This window comes from Comamonas fluminis (genome assembly GCF_019186805.1).
Classification (GTDB): Bacteria; Pseudomonadota; Gammaproteobacteria; order Burkholderiales; family Burkholderiaceae_C; genus Comamonas; species Comamonas fluminis.
The window spans coordinates 4,034,712-4,054,475 of sequence record NZ_CP066783.1 but is presented as its reverse complement, the minus strand read 5'-3'; the positions used below and the strand labels follow the sequence as shown (position 1 = coordinate 4,054,475).

Below are 19,764 nucleotides of genomic sequence, written 5' to 3'. Positions count from 1 at the left end.
CATGCAAGACGAAGACCTCCAGCCCAAGACCCAGACTCTGATGGAAGAGTCTGAAGCAGCGGTGCACGCAGTTTCAGAAGAAAATTCTGCTGAAGTCGTTGAACAGCAAGCGGTGACTGCTTCTGAAATTGAAGCAGTCGAAGAGCAAGCAACAGATTCTGCTGTAGCAGTGGATCTGGCGAAGGCTCTGGGTGCAGAGCCTATTCCGGATATTTCTACCCTGACCGCAGCCAAGGATGCTGCAGCCTTTGTGGCGCAGATTTTTGCGGACCCCAGTGTCTCTGATACTGCGGATGCAGAGGTGACCGCTGCTGAGCAGCAGCCCGAAGAGCCGCTTGAGACTGTGGTGGAGCTGCCGCCTGTGCCTGCACACTGGCCTCAGGGTGCGACTCAGCATTTGCAGGGTCAGCGAGTGCTGATTCTGGGTCTGGGTATTTCTGGCATCGCCATGGCGCGCTGGTGCGTGCGTGCAGGTGCTGATGTGACAGTGGCAGATACCCGTGAAGCACCGCCTTTCCTGCCCGCATTGCAGGCAGAGTTGCCCAGCGTGCGCTTTGTGGCGGGTGAATTCACCGCCGCCCTGGTCGATGGTCAAAGCCTGAGCTCCGTTTATCGCTCTCCAGGCCTGAGCCCCGCCAGCGTGGCTCCCGTCTTCAATGCGGCACGCAGTATTGGTTTGCCCACAGGTGGTGAGCTGGATCTGTTTGCCTTTGCCCTCAAAGGCCTGCGCGAAGCCCATGGCTATGCGCCCAAGGTGCTGGGCATTACCGGCACGAATGGCAAGACCACAGTGACCTCGCTGACCGGTCAGCTGCTGGAGCACGCGGGCTTGAGCGTGGGTGTGGCTGGCAATATTGGCCCCTCGCTGCTTGATACCTTGTCTGAACGCATTGATGCGCAAACCTTGCCTCAGGCATGGGTGCTGGAGCTGTCCAGTTTTCAGTTGGACGACTGCCACGGCTTTGAGCCTTCGGCGGCCACAGTGCTCAATATCACTCAGGACCATCTGGATTGGCATGGTGGCATGAAGGCGTATGCCGATGCCAAATCCCATGTGTTTGGTGAGCAGGGCCTGATGGTGCTGAACCGCGAAGACCCTGTGGTCATGGCCATGCTGCCAGCACCGGTTCCTGTGCCCGGCAAGCGCGGCAAGACTTTCCAGCGCCCCCATGTCACTTTTGGCGGAGACATGCCGCGCCAGCCCGGTGACTTTGGCCTGGAAGTTGTCAACGGCATGACATGGTTGGTACGTGCCCATGAGGCCGATGAAACCAGCAAGAGCAAGAATGTGGATGACCTTCACATTACCCGCCTGATGCCAGCAGATGCACTGCGCATTCGCGGCCGTCATAACGCTATCAACGCCTTGTCGGCGCTGGCATTGGCTACGGGTGTGGGCTGCTCTCTGGCACCGCTGCTCTATGGGCTGCGCGAATACCGTGGCGAGCCGCACCGCGTGCAGCCGGTAGGACGCGTCAGCGATGTTGAATACTTTGACGACAGCAAGGGCACCAATGTGGGCGCCACGGTCGCTGCCCTCATGGGACTGGGTCCCGATCACCGCATCGTGGTGATCCTGGGTGGCCTGGGCAAAGGGCAGGACTTTGCGCCGCTGGCTGCCCCCGTCTCGCGCTATGTGCGCGCTGCTGTGCTGATCGGTCAGGATGCGCCGCAGATTCGAGAAGCGTTGGCTGATACCGGGGTGAAGCTGGTGGATGCCGCTTCCATGCAGGAAGCGGTGCAGCACGCAGCGCGTCTGGCGCATGCCAATGATGCGGTGCTGCTCTCGCCAGCCTGCGCAAGCATGGACATGTTCAAGGACTATGCGGACCGCGCTCACCAGTTTGTGGAAGCGGTGCGTGAACTGGCACTCGACGCCGGCCAGCAACTGGAGGAGGGCGCATGACAGCCTCCTTCATGACCAGCCTCTCCACACGCATGCGTTCGCTGTTTCGCAGCGCGGAGGACAAGCCCATTGATGTGCTGCCCGTGCGCGTAGGCGGGCCGCAGTACGACCGACCCACCCGTACCCCTGCCAGTGTGCTGGGGCTGGATCAGGCATTGATCTGGGTGGTCATCGGTTTGCTGGCATGGAGTCTGGTCATGGTGTATTCGGCCTCGATTGCGATGCCGGATAACCCCCGTTTCGGCAAGATTGAGCCTTATCACTTCCTGCTGCGCCACAGCATGTCGATCGGGATGGCTTTTGTGGCGGCGCTGCTGGCTTTTCAGGTGCCCATGAATGTCTGGGAGCGCGTGGCGCGCAAGATGTTCATCGTCTCCATCGTGCTTCTGGTGGCGGTGCTGATTCCGCACGTGGGCACCGTGGTCAATGGCGCCCGGCGCTGGCTGTCGCTGGGCATCATGAATTTCCAGCCATCCGAGCTGGCGAAATTCTCTGTGCTGATCTATGCCGCCGACTACATGGTGCGCAAGATGGAAGTCAAAGAGCGGTTCTTCCGCGCCGTCCTCCCCATGGGGCTTGCGGTGGTGGTGGTCGGGGTGCTGTTGCTTGCCGAGCCGGACATGGGTGCTTTCATGGTGATCGTGGTGATCTCCATGGGCATTCTGTTTCTGGGCGGCGTGAACGCGCGCATGTTCTTCATCATCGCGCTGCTGGTGGTGGGGGCGTTCGCAATGATTATTGCGACCTCGGAATGGCGTCGTGAACGCATTTTTGCCTATCTCGATCCCTGGGATGAAAAGCACGCCCTGGGCAAGGGCTACCAGCTCTCGCACGCGTTGATTGCGATTGGCCGTGGCGAGATCTTTGGTGTGGGCCTGGGCCGAAGTGTGGAAAAGCTGCACTGGTTGCCTGAGGCGCATACCGACTTCTTGCTGGCGGTGATCGGTGAAGAGTTCGGCCTGGTGGGCCTGCTGCTGATCGCTGCAGTTTTCTTCTGGCTGACTCGCCGCATCATGCTGATCGGCCGCCAGGCCATCGCGCTGGACCGGGTCTTTGCCGGACTGGTGGCGGAGGGCGTAGCGATCTGGATGGGCTTCCAGGCCTTTATCAATATGGGCGTGAATCTGGGTGCCTTGCCAACCAAGGGCCTGACTTTGCCGTTAATGAGTTTTGGCGGTTCGGCCATTTTGATGAATTTGATTGCGATAGCTGTGGTGCTCCGAGTCGATTATGAAAACAAGCTGCTGATGAAGGGAGGTCACGCATGACGCTTTCTGTTCAGCAAAACAAGCCACGCACCGCACTGGTGATGGCCGGCGGCACTGGCGGCCATATCTTCCCCGGCCTGGCCGTGGCCCAGGAGCTGCGCGTGCGCGGCTGGAATGTGCACTGGCTGGGTGCGCCAGGCTCCATGGAGTCGCGCATCGTTCCGCCGCAAGGCTTTGCACTGGAGCTGATCGAGTTTGGCGGTGTGCGTGGCAAAGGCGCCAAGACCCTGCTGCAGCTGCCTTTCAAGCTGCTCAAGGCTTTTTCTCAGGCGCGTGCCGTGATGAAGCGTGTGCAGCCGGATGTGGTCATTGGTCTGGGCGGTTATCTGACCGTTCCAGGCGGTCTGATGGCCAGCCTGTCGGGCGTGCCCGTGGTGCTGCACGAGCAGAACTCTGTGGCTGGCATGGCCAACAAGGTCGTCGCCAAGGTGGCCAAGCGCGTGTTTACCGCCTTCCCCAATGTGTTTGCCAAGGGCGAATGGGTGGGTAACCCACTGCGTCAGGCCTTTATCGAGCAGGCGGCTCCCGCCCAGCGTTTTGCCGGGCGCTCCGGTCCGCTGAAATTGCTGGTGGTGGGCGGCAGTCTGGGCGCCAGGGCTTTGAACGAGATCGTGCCCAAGGCGCTGGCCCTGATTCCTGCAGATCAACGCCCCTCGGTGACGCACCAGAGCGGCACTGCCCAGATTGATGCCTTGCGTGCCAACTATCAGGCTGCGGGTGTGCAGGCTGAATTGACGCCTTTCATCGAAGACACGGCCAAAGCCTTTGCCGAGGCCGACATCATCGTCTGCCGTGCTGGTGCCAGCACGGTGACAGAGATCGCAGCAGTCGGTGCTGCGGCGGTCTATGTGCCCTTCCCATCAGCGGTGGATGACCACCAGACCACCAATGCGCGCTTCCTGGTGGATGCCGGTGCTGGCTGGTTGCAGCCACAAAGTACTTTGAGCCCCCAAGGGTTGGCTGAAATGCTACAAAATATGCAGCGTGCGACGCTGTTGGAGCGCGCTGAACTAGCGAAAAAAATGCAAAAAATCGATGCCACCCAGAAGGTGGTCGCCGCTTGTGAGGAGTTGGCCGCATGAAACACGCCATTCATCACATTCACTTTGTCGGCATTGGCGGCGCCGGCATGAGCGGTATTGCAGAGGTGCTGCACAACCTGGGCTACGTGATTTCGGGCTCTGACCTGGCCGACAGCACCACGCTGCGCCGCCTGGCGGGGCTGGGTATCAAGACATATGTGGGCCATGCCGCCGACAACGTTGCAGGTGCTGATGCGGTGGTGACCTCCACCGCCGTGCATGGCGACAACCCCGAAGTCATTGCCGCACGCGAAAAGAAAATTCCCGTCGTGCCCCGGGCACTGATGCTGGCCGAGTTGATGCGCTTCAAGCAGGGCATTGCCATTGCTGGTGCGCACGGCAAGACCACCACCACATCGCTGGTCACCAGCGTGCTGGCAGAGGCCGGGCTGGACCCGACTTTTGTGATTGGTGGCAAGCTCAACAGCGCAGGCGCGAATGCCAAGCTGGGTCATGGCGACTACATCGTGGTTGAAGCTGATGAGTCCGATGCCTCTTTCCTGAATCTGCTGCCTGTGATGGCCGTCGTTACCAATATCGACGCCGACCACATGGAAACTTACGGCCATGACTTCGGCCGTCTCAAGCAGGCCTTCGTCGATTTTCTGCACCGCATGCCCTTCTATGGCCGTGCCATTCTGTGTATCGACAGCCCTGCCATCCGCGAAATCCTGCCCCAGGTCGCTCGTCCTGTGACCACTTACGGCTTTGCCGAAGATGCACAGGTGCGCGCCATCAATGTGCGCGCCGAAGCTGGGCGTATGTGCTTTACCGTCAAGCGTCAGCTGGGTGAGCATGTCTACCCCGATCTGGATGTGGTGCTCAGCCTGCCGGGCGAGCACAACGTGCTCAATGCCCTGTCTGCCGTCGTAGTGGCCATGGAGCTTGAAATTTCCGACGAAGCGCTGCTGCGCGCTCTGGATGGTTTCAAGGGCGTGGGCCGGCGCTTCCAGCGCTATGGCGACTTGCCTGCCAGCAACGGCGGCACGTTCACCGTCATTGACGACTACGGCCACCACCCCGTGGAAATGGCGGCCACGCTGGCTGCGGCCCGTGGCGCTTTCCCGGGTCAGCGCCTGGTGCTGGCGTTCCAGCCGCACCGTTACAGCCGCACGCGTGATTGCTTTGAGGACTTTGTAAAAGTCATCGGCAGTGCAGATTCCGTGCTGCTGACCGAAGTCTATGCGGCCGGTGAGTCACCCATCGTCGCGGCGGATGGCCGTTCGCTGGCCCGTGCGCTGCGCGTGGCCGGCAAGGTGGAACCTGTGTTTGTGGAAGACATCAACGATATGCCCGCAGCGATTGCGGGCAATGCACAAGCGGGCGATGTGCTGCTGTGCATGGGTGCTGGCTCCATTGGTGCAGTGCCCGGTAAATTGGTTGAGATGCTCTCGAATGGTGAGCAGGCTGCGCAGAAAGGACAAGCGCAATGAGCAAGTTTGGCACTGATATTGATGTGAAGGCGCTGGGCAAGGTTGCCGTGCTGATGGGGGGCCGCTCGTCCGAGCGTGAGGTCTCTCTGATGTCCGGCGCCGGTGTGCTGTCCGCACTGCAGTCCAAGGGTGTGGATGCGCACAAGTTCGATCCTGCAGAGCAAAGTCTGGACCAGCTCAAGGTGCAAGGCTTTGATCGCTGCTTTATCGCGCTGCATGGCCGCTATGGTGAAGATGGCACAGTGCAGGGCGCGCTGGAGTTGCTGGACATTCCCTATACCGGATCCGGTGTGATGGCCTCCAGCATTGCCATGGACAAGGTCATGACCAAGCGCATCTGGCGCTTTGAAGGACTGCCCACACCTGACTGGCGCATGGTGGCTTCGGCCGATGAAACCCGCGCAGCCTTTGCAGCACTGGGTGCGCCCATGATCGTCAAGCCCGCACGCGATGGCTCCAGCATTGGCCTGACCAAGGTCATGAACGCTGACGAATGTGCCAAGGCCTACGAACTGGCTGCCAAGTACGACGCAGAAGTGCTGTGCGAGGAATTCATCACCGGTGACGAAACCACCTGCCCCGTGTTAGGCACTGGTGCCAGCGCTCGTGCGCTGCCTGTGATTCGCATCGTGGCGCCTGAAGGCAACTACGACTATCAGAACAAGTACTTCACCGACACCACGCAGTACCACTGCCCAAGCGGTCTACCTGCGGATGAAGAAGCCGAGATCCAGCGCATTGTGGAAAAAGCCTTCCGCACGCTGGGCTGCCGAGGCTGGGCGCGTGCCGACATCATGATTCGCGGCAGTGATCGCAAGCCTTTCTTGCTGGAGATCAATACCTCTCCCGGCATGACAGGGCATTCTCTCGTCCCCATGGCTGCGCGCGCCTCTGGCGTGAGCTACGAAAACCTGTGCCTTGGCATTCTGGCCATGAGCACCCTGGACGGAGCAGCGGAGCAGTCATGAACCGTAATCTGCCCACCGCCAACGTCCCGTTCGACGTCAAGCTCATGAACATCACTGCAACGGTGATGTTCATGGGGTGCTTGGCTGCGTGCGTGGCGGCTGTGGGCTGGTGGCTGATGCGGACTCCGGCCTTCAATATCGGCCGTATCGTGGTGGAAGGCGAGCTGGTGCACAACAACGCCGTGACTCTGCGTGCCAATGTGGCGCCGGTGCTCAAGGGCAATTTCTTTACTGTCGATCTCAAGGCGGCTCAGGAGGCATTCGAGCAAGTGCCCTGGGTGCAGGAGGCGCAGGTGCGCCGCGAGTACCCGAATGGCCTGCGCGTGGCGCTCAAGGAGCATGTCGCCGAGGCCTTCTGGGGCCCGGAAACCAGCACCGGTCTGGTGGACAAGAGCGGCGAGGTCTTTGAGGCCAACCTGGGAGAACTCGACCGTGAAGGGCTGCCGCGTCTGCAGGGCCCTGATGGCTCCGCTCAGCGTGTGCTGAAGATGTACCACACCCTGGCTCCCGTGCTGGAGCCTCTCAAGGTCAGCCTGGACAACCTGACGCTGGATGACCGCGGTGGCTGGCAGATGACGCTGGATAACGAGGCGCAGGTCAAGCTCGGCGGTGGAACCACCGACGAGGTGCTGCTGCGCGTGCAGCGCTTTGTGCGTACGCTGCCTCAGATCACTTCTCAATACAAGCGCACGGCGGAGGCTCTGGAGTCGGCCGACCTGCGTTACGACGACGGCTATGCCTTGCGACTCAAGGGCGTGACCACGGGTTCCACTGCACCGGCAGCACCTGCCCGGGCGCGGCGATAGAGAGGAACGGGGACGACCTATGCAAGGCGCACACAAAGACAAGACAGAACCTACCGGGGGCGGATGCTGATATGGCAAGAGAATACAAGGATGTGATTGTTGGGCTGGATATCGGCACGGCCAAGGTCATGGCGGTGGTGGCCGAGGTCATGTCCAACGGTGAACTCAAGCTGGCGGGCCTGGGTGTTGCGCCCAGCAACGGCTTGAAGCGTGGCGTGGTCGTGAATATCGATGCCACAGTGCAGAGCATTCAGCAGGCTTTGAAGGAAGCCGAGTTGATGGCCGACTGCAAGATTCAGCGCGTGTGCACCGGTATTACGGGCAGCCATATCCGAGGTCTGAACTCCAGCGGCATGGTTGCGATCAAGGACAAGGAAGTCTCCGCCACGGACATGGCCCGCGTGATGGAAACCGCCAAGGCCATCAATATCTCGTCCGACCAGCGTCTGCTGCTGGTGGAAGCGCAGGAATTCGTGATCGACGGTCAGGAAGTGCGCGAGCCCATTGGCATGAGCGGCATCCGTCTTGAGGCCAAGATTCATATCGTGACCGGCGCCCAGAGCGCGGCTGAGAACATCATCAAATGCGTGCGCCGCTGCGGTCTGGAAGTGGAGCAGTTGCTGCTCAATCCGCTGGCTTCGGCACAGGCCGTGCTGACCGATGACGAGCGTGAACTCGGTGTGGCGGTGGTCGATATCGGCGCCGGCGCGACCGATGTGGCCATCTTCACCGGCGGCGCGATTCGCCACACCGCCGTGATTCCCATCGCCGGTGACCTGATCACCAGCGATATCGCCATGGCGCTGCGCACGCCCACCAAGGATGCCGAAGACATCAAGGTGGAAAGCGGCTATGCCAAGCAGTTGCTGGCTGACCCCGATGCCCAGGTCGAAGTGCCTGGTCTGGGTGACCGCAGCCCCCGCATGATCAGCAAGCAGGCACTGGCTGGCGTGATCGAGCCCCGCGTTGAAGAAATCTTCTCGCTGGTGCAGCAGGTCATCCGCGAGTCTGGCTACGAAGAAGTGCTGTCCTCGGGCATCGTGCTCACGGGCGGCAGTGCTGTCATGCCGGGAATGATCGAGCTGGGCGAGGACATCTTCCTCAAGCCTGTGCGCCGTGGTCTTCCCAAGTATTCGGGTGCGCTGGCCGATATGGTCGCCCAGCCCCGTGCCGCCACCGTGATGGGCCTGCTCGATGAAGCGCGCCTGGCACGCATGCGTGGCTACAAAGTGGCCCAGAAGAGCGGCTCCATGAAGACCGCCTTTGGCCGGTTCAAGGACTTTATCGTGGGGAACTTCTGACATGAGTACACATCGCATGTTCATCACCGGTCCACCCATGATGGACTTCGCGCGTTTCAGGCGGCGAAGGCCGAGGCCGCCTCACGAATCACAGATTTCTTTTTCTCAGCAGCGACAAACCACCACTAAAGAACAGGAGCACCACCATGCCCATTGACATGATTGAAGTTGAAGAGTTCAACCAAGGCACGCAGATCAAGGTGATCGGCGTTGGCGGCGGCGGCGGCAATGCCGTTGACCACATGATTGAACGCAATGTGCAGGGCGTTGAGTTCATCACCGCCAATACGGACGCGCAAGCTCTGCTGCGCAGCCGTGCGCATCGCACCATTCAGCTGGGTCAAAGCGGCCTGGGTGCTGGTAGCAAGCCTGATCAAGGGCGCGAAGCTGCTGAAGTTGCTGTGGAAGACATCCGTGCCGCGATTGAAGGAGCTCACATGCTCTTCATCACTGCCGGCATGGGTGGTGGTACCGGCACTGGCGCAGCTCCTGTGATTGCGCGTGTGGCCAAGGAGATGGGCATTCTGACGGTGGGTGTGGTGACCAAGCCTTTCGAGTGGGAAGGTGGTCGTCGCATGGCCAACGCAGACAACGGCCTGGCCGAGCTGGAAGCCAATGTGGACTCGCTGATCGTTGTGCTCAACGAAAAGCTGCTCGACGTGCTGGGTGACGATATCTCCCAGGATGAGGCTTTTGCCCATGCCAACGATGTTCTGAAGAACGCCGTGGGCGGTATTGCCGAAATCATCAACGAGTACGGCCATGTGAACGTCGACTTTGAAGACGTGCGCACCGTGATGGGCGAGCCCGGCAAGGCCATGATGGGCACTGCCAAGGCTGCTGGCCCTGACCGCGCCCGTATCGCTGCCGAGCAAGCGGTGGCCTGTCCGCTGCTGGAAGGTATTGACCTGTCCGGCGCCAAGGGCGTGCTGGTGCTGGTGACCGCCGCCAAGGGCAGCCTCAAGCTGTCCGAGTCGCGTCTGGCCATGTCCACTATCAATGCTTACGCTTCTCCTGATGCGCACGTGATCTACGGCGCAGCCTACGATGACAGCCTGGGTGACGAAATCCGTGTGACCGTGGTGGCCACCGGCCTGTCGCGCCCCAACGCACGTCGCCAGAACATCCAGGTGGTGCAGGGTGGTCTGCGTACCGGTACTGACAATATGACCATTGGCGGCCTGCCTCCTCTGGGCGCGGGCGTTGGCGTGGACTACGGCACGGCCAACACCAATGTGCCTAGCGTCTGGCGCACCAACCGCACTCAGGCTTCTGAGCGAGTGAGCGCTCTGGCTTCTGGCGGCATGGATGATGTGGAGATTCCCGCCTTCCTGAGAAAACAAGCCGACTGATTGTCGGCCACCCCCTGAGCGGCTTTGCCGCTTCCCCCTCTCTGGCGCTTTGCGCCGGAGGGGGACGATGCCTTCGCCGCGAGGCGGCTCTTGCTCGGCATCTCTGATATTTGGCAGCGCCAGTATTTGAGAGTCAGCCGCAAAGCCCTCTGGCGCGTTAAGCACTGAGGCCTTCATCAGTTCGCTGTATCGCAGTGATTAAGACAACCCTGAGTCGGTGTATGCCTTCTCGGGGTTGTCCCATTTAAAATAGAGACATGCTCCAGCAACGCACCATCAAGACCATTTCCCGTGCCGTAGGCGTGGGTCTGCACAGCGGCCAGCGTGTCGAGTTGACACTGCGCCCTGCCCAGCCTGATACCGGCATCGTGTTTCGTCGGGTGGATTTGCCTGAGCCTGTGGATATTCCTATTTCCGCCGAAGCCGTGACCGATACGCGCATGGCTTCGACCATCGGCACTGGTGGTGCCAAGGTACATACGGTTGAGCATCTGATGTCCGCCATCGCAGGCTTGGGCATCGACAACCTCTATGTGGACATTACCGCAGAGGAAGTGCCGATTCTGGATGGCTCATCTTCTTCGTTCGTGTTCCTGCTTCAGAGCGCGGGTGTTGAGCTGCAGAAGGCCCCCAAGCGCTTTATCCGCATCAAGAGCCCGATCGAGGTGCGTGAAGGCGAAGGCCAGAACCTCAAGTGGGCTCGCTTTGACCCCTATCACGGCTTCAAGCTGCGCTTTGAGATCGACTTTGCCCACCCGGCTGTGGACTCCACAGGGCAGTGCGTGGAGTTCGACATGGGTCTGGATAACTACACCCGCGATATTGCCCGTGCCCGCACCTTTGGCTTTACCAAGGATGTGGAAATGCTGCGCAACAACGGTCTGGCGCTGGGCGGTGGTCTGGATAACGCCATCGTCATGGACGACTACAAAGTCTTGAATAGTGACGGGCTGCGTTACGACGACGAGTTCGCCAAGCACAAGATTCTGGACGCCATTGGCGACCTGTACCTGATTGGCAAGCCCATTCTGGGCGCCTACAGTGCTTTCCGCTCTGGCCATGGTCTGAACAACAAGCTGCTGCGCGCCATGCTGGAGCAGCCCGAGACCTGGGAAGAAGTGACTTTTGAAAGCGAGCGCCAGGCGCCTCAGGGCTTTGTGCGGCCCGCGCAGGCCTGGTAACGGGATCAGGAAAATGCTGATTTTTCGCTGGCTGGCCACTCTGCTGATACTGGCATCGGCCTTGAGCTTTGCCTTCTATCTGGGAACCGGAAAGGTGCAGTACAAGCGCTTTGGCTTTTTGCTGTTCAAGTGGACGGTGATTGCAGCCCTGGCCTTTTTTGCGGTCATGTTCGTGGGTCGCATTATTTAGCCATAAAACTGGCTTTTGCGCTTGCAGAATAAGCGGTGATTGCTATGAAAATGATGTTGCTTTGTAAGCATGTATCTGCTTTGTAAAGCGAGGGAAAAACAAAGGTAAAGCAGCGCTGTCCTGCATTGCCCGGGGCTTCAGATCGGTAATCATGCAGTTCAAGGCAGGTGTTTTACCTGCCGGACTGATCAGGAGGAAATCCCATGACATCTCGCTGGAGCACCCGCATTCTTTCCGCATCCATTGCAGCCTGTATGGGGCTGGGCAGCCTGGCTGCCTACGCTCAACCTGGACCGCCTCCGGGCCATGGCCAGAATGATGCGCGCCAAGGAGGCCGTCATGACGATCGCGGTCGCAACGATCATCGCAATGACCGGAATGACCGCAACAACCATCGCAATGACCGGAATGATCGTCAGCAGGACTCACGCTATGACCGCCAGGATGGTCGTCGCGGTGCCGGCCCTGACCATAACTGGGTTCGCGGCTCGCGCGTGCCGCAGCAGTACCGTGGGTACAACTATGTGGTCAACGACTGGCGCGGCCACCGTCTGTCAGCGCCTCCACGGGGCTATCACTGGATCCAGAATGGCAATGACTACCTTCTGGTGGCTATCGCTACGGGTGTGATTACTTCTCTGGTGCTGGGTGGCGGGTATTGATGCCAGTGCAGAGTAGCAGACACGACGCTTGCAAGTCCTGCTTCTGAAGGTATTAGCGGCATCGCTTTGCTGGCTCTGAAGCGCTGATGAAGAAAAAAGCCCTTGCGTAATAGCAAGGGCTTTTTTCGTGGAGCGAGGGGGCTTTAGTCTTCCGTTACTCGTTCTACCTTGCCAACCAGCAGGATGTACGACAGCGCGCCCAGCAAGGCCAGTGCTGCGACGTAGGCGATGGCCGGTGCAAAACTGCCGCCCTGAACCAGGAAGCCGATGATCAGCGGTGTCACGATGGCCGACAGATTGCCGATCAGGTTGAAAACGCCACCTGTCAGGCCCAGAAGCCGGGTGGGGGCCAGCGCAGACACCAGAGACCAGGTAATGGATGCCAGACCGTTGCCAAAGAAGGCCAAGGCCAGGAAGAAGATCACCCAGTTGGTGGAGTCGGCGTAGTTGGCGCCAATCATGGCAGTCGAGATCAGCAGGCCGGTGATGATGGGCGTCTTGCGGGCAGCTCCCACGCTGGCACCGCGGCGAATCATCCAGTCTGACAGGAAGCCGGAGCACAGCACGCCGATGAAAGCAGCGAGGAAGGGCAGCGAGGCCAGAAAGCCGGATTTGATGTAATCCATGCCACGGTACTTCACCAGATAGGTAGGGAACCAGGTCAGGAAGAACCACAGAGTGGAAGTCAGGCAGAACTGGCCGAGATAGACGCCCCAGAGCTTGCGCTTGGACAGCACCAGTCCAAAATCAGCCCAGTTAAAAGGCTGCTTGGGTGTGAGCTTGCGGTCGCCCAGATCCACCAGACCGCCACCTTCCTGGATAAGCGCAATCTCGGCGGCGTTGGCGCCCTTGAAGTCGCGCGGCTCGCGATACACCAGGTACCAGATCACGCCCCAGATGATGCCTGCTGCGCCTGTCACCACGAACACCATGTGCCAGCCAAAGCTGTGTTGCAGCCAGGCAAGGACAGGTGTAAGAAACGCCAGACCCACAAACTGGCCGGAGGTGTAGAAGCCAATGGCCGTAGCGCGTTCACGCTCGGGGAACCAGGCGGTGACCACGCGGTTGTTGATGGGGTAGGCCGGTGCTTCTACAGCACCCACCAGCAGGCGCAGCCCGACCAGCACGGCAAAGCTGGTGCCAAAGCCCATGAGCAAGGTGGCGGCAGACCAGAAGATCAGCGCCAGTGCATACAGCAGGCGCGGAGCCACGCGGTCCACCAGCCAGCCGCCGGGAATCTGCATGGCTGCATATGTCCAGCCGAAGGCCGAGAGAATCAGGCCTTCCTGCACGGTGCTGAGCTGAAACTCGTCTCTGAGTGCGGGCAGTGCAATCGAGAGGTTGCTGCGGTCCAGGTAGTTGATGACCACGGTGATGAACAGCATCACCATGATGAGGTAGCGAGAGCGTGTGGCTCGCGGCTGGCCCGCAGGCCTTGTGGGTGCGGCGGTGGTCATGAGATTTGTCTCCGTCAGTTTGTTGTTGCGCTATTGGAGAGGTGGCCGTCTTACCACTCGGCCACGCTGCCGTCTTCGTGGCGCCACACGGGGTTGCGCCAGCGGTGGCCTTCCTTGGCGCGCTCCATCACATAGGCCTCGTTGACTTCAATGCCCAGTCCTGGGCCCTTGGGCATGGAGACAAAGCCTTCGTGATAGGTGAAGGCTTCGCGGTTCTGCACATAGTCCAGCAGGTCATTGGCCTGGTTGTAATGAATGCCCAGGCTCTGCTCCTGAATGAAGGCGTTGTGGGCAACGGCATCAATTTGCAGGTTGGCGGCCAGCGCAATCGGGCCCAGCGGGCAGTGCAGGGCCAGCGCCACATCGTGGGCTTCCGCCATGGCGGCGATCTTGATGGTTTCCGTGATGCCGCCCGCGTGCGATGGGTCGGGCTGGATGATGTCCACACCGCCTTGCTCGAACACGCGCTTGAAGTCCCAGCGCGAATAAAGGCGTTCACCCAGCGCAATGGGGGCTGCGCCAATGGCGGCCAGTTCAGGGATGACTTCCAGGTATTCGCTGAGGACAGGCTCTTCGATGAACATCAGGTTCATGTCGCGCAGCTCGCGCATCAGCACCTTGGCCATGGGCTTGTGCACGCGGCCATGGAAGTCCACGCCAATGCCGATATCGTTGCCAACCGCTTCTCGGATGGTGGCTACATTGCTGACAGCCTGCGCGACCTTGGCATGGGTGTCGATGTACTGCATCTCTTCCGTGCCATTCATCTTCACGGCAGAGAAGCCGCGTGCCACGGCAGCCTTGGCCTGGGCGGCGGTATCGGCAGGGCGGTCGCCACCAATCCAGGAATAGACGCGAATCTTGTTGCGCACCGGGCCGCCAAGCAGTTCATAAACGGGCACGCCCAGAGCCTTGCCCTTGATATCCCACAGCGCCTGATCGACACCAGCAATGGCGCTCATCATGATGGGGCCGCCGCGGTAGAAGCCTGCGCGGTACATCACGCTCCACAGGTCCTGCACATTGCGAGGGTCCTGACCAATCAGATAGTCAGACAGCTCATCCACCGCCGCAGCGACGGTGTGCGCACGGCCTTCCACCACGGGCTCGCCCCAGCCGACGATGCCTTCGTCTGTCTCGATTTTCAGAAAGCACCAGCGTGGTGGAACGATAAAGGTAGAGAGCTTGGTGATTTTCATATTGGTGGCTCCTTGGTAAGGCAAACAGCGGCTGTGCGTTTTTCAGGCAACGGCGGGGCCTTACTGCACGCAAACGTGCAGCAAGACGGGGTGGATGGGGGCGCTCTAAAAAATCAGAGGGCTTGTGTCAATTGCTTCCAGGCCTGCTGGAACTTGCGTGCATTGACGCGGGTGTCGTCGGCGCTCTGGCCGGGCTTGTACAGTGCAGACCCCAGACCGAAACCACTGGCTCCTGCCTGGAGGAATATGTCCATATTGTCTGGAGTGATGCCGCCCACAGGCAGCAGGCCCAACTCTCGCGGCAGCACGGCACGCCATGCTTTGAGTACCTTGGGGCCCAGTTGCTCGGCGGGGAACAGCTTGAGTGCGTCAGCTCCGGCATCCAGCGCCGCGAACGCCTCGGTTGGTGTGGCTACGCCGGGGGCGCAGAGCATGCCCAATTCTTTGGCGCGGCGGATCACTGCGGTGTCGCCATGGGGCATCACAATCAGCTCGCCGCCGGCGGCCTTGACTTGCTCTGCCGCCTTGGGCGTCAGCACGGTGCCCGCACCAATCAGGCAGTCGGCAGGCAGGCTCTTGCGCACCATCTCAATGCTCTTGAGAGGCTCGGGCGAGTTCAGCGGAATCTCGATCAGGCGAAACCCCTCGTCATACAGAGCCTGTGTGACGCCGAGGCATTCCTGCGGACCCAGGCCGCGCAGGATGGCAATCATGCCCTTGAGGCGGTTGGAGGCTTGGCTTTCGGTCATGAGGGTAGTCCTTGGAAGTCGGTTCAATGGGCGGGGTGCTGGATCAAGCGCTGGGCGATTGCCAGATGCCACAGGCCTTGCTGTGTGGCCTGTTCAAGAATGCGGTAGTTCGTGACACCAAAGGCCTCAAGGGCCAGGGTGTAGCGTTTGCACAGATGGGGCTCGCCAATCAGCCAGATGGGGGCGTGCGCCATGTCTGACTGGCGCTGTATCTGCTGCGCGGCCTCCACCTCGTGCCCGATCAGCAGGCCAGACAAATAATCGGCCTGCTCGGTGGGCTGCAACTGCTTTTCAAGCCCCAGAGTGCGAGTGCTGAAAATGGTGCTCAGAACGCCGCGTTTGCCGCTGGGCGAGCGTGCGACTTGCAGGCCTTGGGCAAAGGCCGCAGCCTGAAAGTCTGCAGCAGGCTCCATGGTTCGCCCGAGGATGGTGCTGGAGCGCAATGCGGCAAACACTTCGCCGGTCATGAAGGTGTCGAAATGGGTGATTTTCTGGTGCTGCACCTGTACCCACTTGCTGTGGGTGCCGGGCAGCAGCACCAGCAACTGATCTGGCGGGGTGTTGTCCAGCAGCGCACCAAAAATCTGCGTTTCTTCGCCGCGCATCACATTGGGCAGAGCGGGAAACTCGCCGCGCTCAATCAAACCGGGCAGGATATGCAGGGTTCTGCCACGCAGTGCAGCCTGCTGAGACTCGCTCATATGGCTGGCGTTTTCATCCACATGAATGCGGGCCATCAGCTGGGTGAGCTGTGTGGGCTCTGCGGGCACCTGCACATAGGGGGCCTCTTTCCAGCCCTGAGCGCTGCCAACCATGCCGCAAGCGATCAGCGGGGCCTGCGGGTTCGCAATCAGCCAGTCCTGGGCAATATCCGCCAGTGCCTGGGCAAAACCTGCGGGGCCTTCTGAGGGCAGGTGAGTGATGCCGTGGGGGGACTGGCGCTGATCTACAACCCGGCCTGCTGCATCAAATAGAAAAGCGCGCAGGGATGTGGTGCCCCAGTCGAGGCCAATCAGGTGTGCATCCGAAGCAAGAGGCGAAGTCATAAAGCAAGCCAGAGATTCTTAAAGTGAATAAGCGCTTCCATAGGAAAGCGCTTTCTTTAATCATCATACAAATTGGCTTGCTTGAAACTAGGGGTTAACTCTAGGTTTTGTGGGGAAGCAGGGCGCGAGTGTCGGCAAGAAGGGCGCGCATCCATAGCTGGGCGTCGTCGCTGTTTCCAGCTTGAATGGCTTCAAACACCTTGCGGTGTTGCGGCAGGGCTTCGTTGAATTTGCGCGCTTGCTGGGCATTGATGGCCAGTAGTGTTTCCAGTGCGGAAGCGATCATTCCACCTAGGGAGGCAATCAGCGGGTTGCCGGTGGCGTTGAGGATGCTTTCGTGAAATTGCAGGTCTGCTTCCACCCATTGCTGCAGGTTGGTGGCTTGCTCCATGTGTGCAAAGGCTTGTGCAATTTGCTTGAGCTGCTCGGGGGTGTGGATTCTGGCGGCAATGGCTGCGGCAGCGGGTTCCACGATCTCGCGCATGGTGGTGAGGTGGGGGATAAGGCTCTGCCCCAGGTTGTTCTGGTTGATCCAGCGCAGCACATCGGGGTCAAACAGGCTCCACTGCTCAAAGGGGCGAACTTTGGTGCCGGCTCTGGGGCGAGCTTCAAGCAGACCCTTGGCGCCCAGTACCTTGATGGCTTCGCGGATGGCGGTGCGGCTGACGGCGAAGCGGGCGCAGAGTTCTTCCTCGTTGGGCAGGGTGCTGTTGGGGCCGAAGGGTGGGGCAACAATCAGTTGGCCAATGGCGTCAACGGTCTGGTTGTGAACCTTGTTGCTGCTGGTGCTGGGTGGGGGCATGGCGGTGTTTTTGGGTTCAATCATCATATGAATGAATGCTTGATTCATCATACATATCGGTGCCGTTGAAGCGGTTGCAGCTCAATACACCCGTCCGCCCCGGTACATGGCGTGTTGCTTGCGGTGCAGTTCGGTGGATTTGGCCATCAGGTTCATGGCGGCGGATGCATGGGCGTGGGTGATGGCCAGGCCCAGTGCATCGGCGGCATCGGGGCCGGGCAGGCCGGGCAGCTGCAGCAGGCGCTTGACCATTTCCTGAATCTGGCTCTTGGCCGCACGGCCATGGCCAACCACGGCTTTTTTCATCTGCAGGGCGGTGTATTCCGAAACGCTCAGATTGGCGTTGACCAGTGCGGTCAGCGCTGCGCCGCGGGCCTGGCCCAGCAGCAGGGTGGATTGCGGGTTGACGTTGACGAAGACGATTTCCACCGAGGCCACCTCGGGCTGGTAGCGGGCTGCGACTTCGGAGATGCCGTCAAACAGCACTTTGAGGCGGCCTGGCAGGTCGCCCAGTTCCATCTTGTTGGTGCGGATGGTGCCGCTGGCCACATAGGACAGCCGTTGACCGTCCATGTCGATGACGCCAAAGCCCGTGGTCTGCAGGCCGGGGTCGATTCCGAGAATACGCATGGCTGTGGATTATCCATGTCTAGGCAGACCCTAGGCCAGCCGGTCATGGCTGGCTTGGCGAAGGTGACTGGCCTGGGGAAAAGACGCAAGGCGCCTGAAATGCCTCAGGGGGGCGTAATCATCGGGATATAGCGCGTGATGGTGCGTGTGCGTGCAGCCAGGTAGCGCGACTGGGTCATTTTTTCAAAGCGCTTGGGGGCGGGCAGCATGGCGGCTAGCCGGGCGGCTTCGCTGGCATTGAGTTGTGCGGCGCTTTTGCGAAAGTAATGCTGGGCCGCAGCCTCGGCGCCAAAAACGCCTTGGCCCCATTCCACGTTGTTCAGATAGATTTCCAGAATGCGCCGCTTGTCCAGCATCAGCTCCAGCAACTGGGCCAGTACCAGTTCCTGACCCTTGCGCAGGAAATTGCGCTCGCCCGAAAGCAGCAGGTTCTTGGCCAGTTGCTGGGTGATGGTGGAGCCGCCATAGACCTTGGCAGGCTTTCCGTTGTCGCTCTGCTCAGCTTTGGCTTCAGCCTTGGCGTTGCGCTGGTAAGCCTTCTGGATGGCATCCCACTGCACACCGTGGTGTTCCATGAAGCCAGCGTCCTCTGAGGCAATCACTGCGCGCGGAAGGTTGCTGGAGATCTGTCCGTAGTCCACCCACTGCTGGCGCCAGCGCAGGCCGTCTTCGCTATGCGCAAGCTGCCAGGCTTCGGAGCGCTGATAAGTGGTGGATTCAGGGTTAGCCCACACCATGACTGCGATGCGTGCTACAAAAAATAGTTGCAGCAGCAGCCCGGCACAGAGCACCAGCAGCAACAGACGGCCAAAAGCTTTCATGGTGGTGGTCGGCGTTCAGTGGGCGGATTCGGTTTTCAGCACTTCGCGCAGTTCGGCCAGAACCTGTGCGGACGGCGGACGCACACCGCGCCACAGGGCAAAGGATTCTGCGGCCTGCTCAACCAGCATGCCCAGCCCATCACGCGCCAGTGCGCCATGGCTGCTGGCCCAGTCCAGAAAGGCTTGGGCGGCAGGGCCGTACATCATGTCGTAGGCCAGACTGCGTGCGTGCAGCACACTGGCGGGGGCAGGCACATCCGCGCCTGCCAGGCTGCTGGCCGTGGCGTTGATGACGATGTCGAAACACTGGGTTAAATCGGCCTCCAGTGCTTGTCTTTCAAGCGCTATCAGCTCTACTTTATGTAGCGCGGCAATGCTGGCATGTTGCTCCACCAGCGCTTGTGCTTTGGCATGCGTGCGGTTGGTAACGACCAAACGGCGTGGCTTTTGCTCCAGCAGCGAACCCAGTGCGCCCGAAGCAGCGCCACCCGCACCCAGCAGCAGCACATCGCGCCCGGTAATCGTCACACCAGCATTGCGGGTGATATCGGCCACGATGCCCAGACCGTCGGTGTTGTCGGCATGAATGCCGCTGTCGCTGAAGACCAGGGTGTTGGCCGCACCGGCCAGTCGCACACGCTCGCTGGCGCTGGTGGCCAGCTCGGCGGCCTGCAGCTTGAAAGGCACGGTCACATTGCAGCCCTTGCCACCTTGCGCCGCAAAGTCGCGCACAAAGTCGGCAAAGCCGTCCAGCGGCACCAGCGCACGGTCATATTGCACTGGCTGACCCGTCAGCTCGGCAAAGCGCGCATGAATCCAGGGCGATCGGCTATGGGCCACAGGGTTGCCTGTAACGCAGTAGGAATCAAGAGTCGTTGTCATATTGAAAAGCTTGGGCAGGCCGCGCCCCT

General features: G+C 60.4%; 19 protein-coding genes. 11 read left to right on the top strand and 8 right to left on the bottom strand.

Annotated elements, in window-relative coordinates; all coding sequences use genetic code 11:
- Position 1: 1 nt before the first annotated feature.
- The 11 genes from murD to JDW18_RS18670 all read left to right on the top strand — a co-directional run bounded on the left by murD (position 2) and on the right by JDW18_RS18670 (position 12,149).
- Entirely contained in the window at positions 2-1,906 is a 1,905-nt protein-coding gene (gene murD, locus JDW18_RS18720) for a UDP-N-acetylmuramoyl-L-alanine--D-glutamate ligase (RefSeq protein ID WP_218241090.1), read from the top strand.
- A complete protein-coding gene (ftsW, locus tag JDW18_RS18715) occupies positions 1,903-3,174 on the top strand; it encodes a putative lipid II flippase FtsW (protein ID WP_218241089.1) in 1,272 nt (423 codons plus the stop codon). The genes murD and ftsW overlap by 4 nt, the downstream gene beginning before the upstream one ends.
- Positions 3,171-4,256, top strand: coding sequence for an undecaprenyldiphospho-muramoylpentapeptide beta-N-acetylglucosaminyltransferase (gene murG / locus JDW18_RS18710; protein ID WP_218241088.1), 1,086 nt, complete (start codon positions 3,171-3,173; stop codon positions 4,254-4,256). Before ftsW ends, murG begins: the two co-directional genes overlap by 4 nt.
- Positions 4,253-5,689 carry a UDP-N-acetylmuramate--L-alanine ligase gene (gene murC, locus JDW18_RS18705; protein WP_218241087.1) on the top strand — a complete coding sequence of 479 codons (1,437 nt, stop codon included), beginning with the start codon at positions 4,253-4,255 and terminating at the stop codon, positions 5,687-5,689. The genes murG and murC overlap by 4 nt, the downstream gene beginning before the upstream one ends.
- Complete coding sequence (locus JDW18_RS18700; RefSeq protein WP_218241086.1) at positions 5,686-6,657, top strand: D-alanine--D-alanine ligase; 972 nt, start codon at positions 5,686-5,688, stop codon at positions 6,655-6,657. The genes murC and JDW18_RS18700 overlap by 4 nt, the downstream gene beginning before the upstream one ends.
- Positions 6,654-7,463: a cell division protein FtsQ/DivIB gene (locus tag JDW18_RS18695; protein WP_218241085.1), complete on the top strand. Its 810-nt coding sequence runs from the start codon at positions 6,654-6,656 to the stop codon at positions 7,461-7,463. The genes JDW18_RS18700 and JDW18_RS18695 overlap by 4 nt, the downstream gene beginning before the upstream one ends.
- A gap of 71 nt (positions 7,464-7,534) precedes the next feature.
- A complete protein-coding gene (gene ftsA / locus JDW18_RS18690; RefSeq protein WP_158383602.1) occupies positions 7,535-8,764 on the top strand; it encodes a cell division protein FtsA in 1,230 nt (409 codons plus the stop codon).
- 146 nt (positions 8,765-8,910) lie between these two features.
- Positions 8,911-10,116: a cell division protein FtsZ gene (gene ftsZ / locus JDW18_RS18685; RefSeq protein ID WP_218241084.1), complete on the top strand. Its 1,206-nt coding sequence runs from the start codon at positions 8,911-8,913 to the stop codon at positions 10,114-10,116.
- Between the two features lie 257 nt (positions 10,117-10,373).
- Positions 10,374-11,297 carry a UDP-3-O-acyl-N-acetylglucosamine deacetylase gene (gene lpxC, locus JDW18_RS18680; protein WP_218241083.1) on the top strand — a complete coding sequence of 308 codons (924 nt, stop codon included), beginning with the start codon at positions 10,374-10,376 and terminating at the stop codon, positions 11,295-11,297.
- A gap of 13 nt (positions 11,298-11,310) precedes the next feature.
- On the top strand, positions 11,311-11,487 hold the full coding sequence (locus JDW18_RS18675) for a hypothetical protein (protein WP_201742891.1): 177 nt from the start codon (positions 11,311-11,313) through the stop codon (positions 11,485-11,487).
- A gap of 203 nt (positions 11,488-11,690) precedes the next feature.
- Positions 11,691-12,149 (top strand): RcnB family protein, encoded by a 459-nt coding sequence (locus tag JDW18_RS18670; RefSeq protein WP_218241082.1) that lies wholly within the window; start codon positions 11,691-11,693, stop codon positions 12,147-12,149.
- A 143-nt stretch (positions 12,150-12,292) separates the two neighbouring features.
- On the opposite strand, the gene JDW18_RS18665 is transcribed toward JDW18_RS18670, so the two are convergent.
- From JDW18_RS18665 to aroE, 8 genes are all read right to left on the bottom strand, one after another.
- On the bottom strand, positions 12,293-13,606 hold the full coding sequence (locus JDW18_RS18665; RefSeq protein WP_218241081.1) for an MFS transporter: 1,314 nt from the start codon (positions 13,604-13,606) through the stop codon (positions 12,293-12,295).
- 50 nt (positions 13,607-13,656) lie between these two features.
- Positions 13,657-14,805 carry a galactonate dehydratase gene (gene dgoD / locus JDW18_RS18660; RefSeq protein ID WP_218241080.1) on the bottom strand — a complete coding sequence of 383 codons (1,149 nt, stop codon included), beginning with the start codon at positions 14,803-14,805 and terminating at the stop codon, positions 13,657-13,659.
- A gap of 113 nt (positions 14,806-14,918) precedes the next feature.
- On the bottom strand, positions 14,919-15,554 hold the full coding sequence (locus tag JDW18_RS18655; RefSeq protein ID WP_218241079.1) for a 2-dehydro-3-deoxy-6-phosphogalactonate aldolase: 636 nt from the start codon (positions 15,552-15,554) through the stop codon (positions 14,919-14,921).
- A 23-nt stretch (positions 15,555-15,577) separates the two neighbouring features.
- Complete coding sequence (locus JDW18_RS18650) at positions 15,578-16,600, bottom strand: 2-dehydro-3-deoxygalactonokinase (protein ID WP_218241078.1); 1,023 nt, start codon at positions 16,598-16,600, stop codon at positions 15,578-15,580.
- A gap of 100 nt (positions 16,601-16,700) precedes the next feature.
- On the bottom strand, positions 16,701-17,429 hold the full coding sequence (locus JDW18_RS18645; protein WP_218241077.1) for a FadR/GntR family transcriptional regulator: 729 nt from the start codon (positions 17,427-17,429) through the stop codon (positions 16,701-16,703).
- Positions 17,430-17,483: 54 nt separating this feature from the next.
- Entirely contained in the window at positions 17,484-18,032 is a 549-nt protein-coding gene (gene ruvC / locus JDW18_RS18640) for a crossover junction endodeoxyribonuclease RuvC (protein WP_218241076.1), read from the bottom strand.
- 104 nt (positions 18,033-18,136) lie between these two features.
- The gene (gene mtgA, locus JDW18_RS18635) at positions 18,137-18,853 is read right to left on the bottom strand and encodes a monofunctional biosynthetic peptidoglycan transglycosylase (RefSeq protein ID WP_218241075.1); all 717 of its coding nucleotides are present in this window, start codon (positions 18,851-18,853) and stop codon (positions 18,137-18,139) included.
- A gap of 15 nt (positions 18,854-18,868) precedes the next feature.
- The gene (aroE, locus tag JDW18_RS18630; RefSeq protein ID WP_218241074.1) at positions 18,869-19,735 is read right to left on the bottom strand and encodes a shikimate dehydrogenase; all 867 of its coding nucleotides are present in this window, start codon (positions 19,733-19,735) and stop codon (positions 18,869-18,871) included.
- Positions 19,736-19,764: the final 29 nt, after the last annotated feature.

Excerpts from the sequence above, each read along its gene's own strand:
- murD (WP_218241090.1), top strand. The coding sequence starts at position 2 with ATGCAAGACGAAGACCTCCAGCCCAAGACCCAGACTCTGATGGAAGAG.
- ftsW (WP_218241089.1), top strand. The coding sequence starts at position 1,903 with ATGACAGCCTCCTTCATGACCAGCCTCTCCACACGCATGCGTTCGCTG.
- murG (WP_218241088.1), top strand. The coding sequence starts at position 3,171 with ATGACGCTTTCTGTTCAGCAAAACAAGCCACGCACCGCACTGGTGATG.
- murC (WP_218241087.1), top strand. The coding sequence starts at position 4,253 with ATGAAACACGCCATTCATCACATTCACTTTGTCGGCATTGGCGGCGCC.
- JDW18_RS18700 (WP_218241086.1), top strand. The coding sequence starts at position 5,686 with ATGAGCAAGTTTGGCACTGATATTGATGTGAAGGCGCTGGGCAAGGTT.
- JDW18_RS18695 (WP_218241085.1), top strand. The coding sequence starts at position 6,654 with ATGAACCGTAATCTGCCCACCGCCAACGTCCCGTTCGACGTCAAGCTC.
- ftsA (WP_158383602.1), top strand. The coding sequence starts at position 7,535 with ATGGCAAGAGAATACAAGGATGTGATTGTTGGGCTGGATATCGGCACG.
- ftsZ (WP_218241084.1), top strand. The coding sequence starts at position 8,911 with ATGCCCATTGACATGATTGAAGTTGAAGAGTTCAACCAAGGCACGCAG.
- lpxC (WP_218241083.1), top strand. The coding sequence starts at position 10,374 with ATGCTCCAGCAACGCACCATCAAGACCATTTCCCGTGCCGTAGGCGTG.
- JDW18_RS18675 (WP_201742891.1), top strand. The coding sequence starts at position 11,311 with ATGCTGATTTTTCGCTGGCTGGCCACTCTGCTGATACTGGCATCGGCC.
- JDW18_RS18670 (WP_218241082.1), top strand. The coding sequence starts at position 11,691 with ATGACATCTCGCTGGAGCACCCGCATTCTTTCCGCATCCATTGCAGCC.
- JDW18_RS18665 (WP_218241081.1), bottom strand. The coding sequence starts at position 13,606 with ATGACCACCGCCGCACCCACAAGGCCTGCGGGCCAGCCGCGAGCCACA.
- dgoD (WP_218241080.1), bottom strand. The coding sequence starts at position 14,805 with ATGAAAATCACCAAGCTCTCTACCTTTATCGTTCCACCACGCTGGTGC.
- JDW18_RS18655 (WP_218241079.1), bottom strand. The coding sequence starts at position 15,554 with ATGACCGAAAGCCAAGCCTCCAACCGCCTCAAGGGCATGATTGCCATC.
- JDW18_RS18650 (WP_218241078.1), bottom strand. The coding sequence starts at position 16,600 with ATGACTTCGCCTCTTGCTTCGGATGCACACCTGATTGGCCTCGACTGG.
- JDW18_RS18645 (WP_218241077.1), bottom strand. The coding sequence starts at position 17,429 with ATGATGATTGAACCCAAAAACACCGCCATGCCCCCACCCAGCACCAGC.
- ruvC (WP_218241076.1), bottom strand. The coding sequence starts at position 18,032 with ATGCGTATTCTCGGAATCGACCCCGGCCTGCAGACCACGGGCTTTGGC.
- mtgA (WP_218241075.1), bottom strand. The coding sequence starts at position 18,853 with ATGAAAGCTTTTGGCCGTCTGTTGCTGCTGGTGCTCTGTGCCGGGCTG.
- aroE (WP_218241074.1), bottom strand. The coding sequence starts at position 19,735 with ATGACAACGACTCTTGATTCCTACTGCGTTACAGGCAACCCTGTGGCC.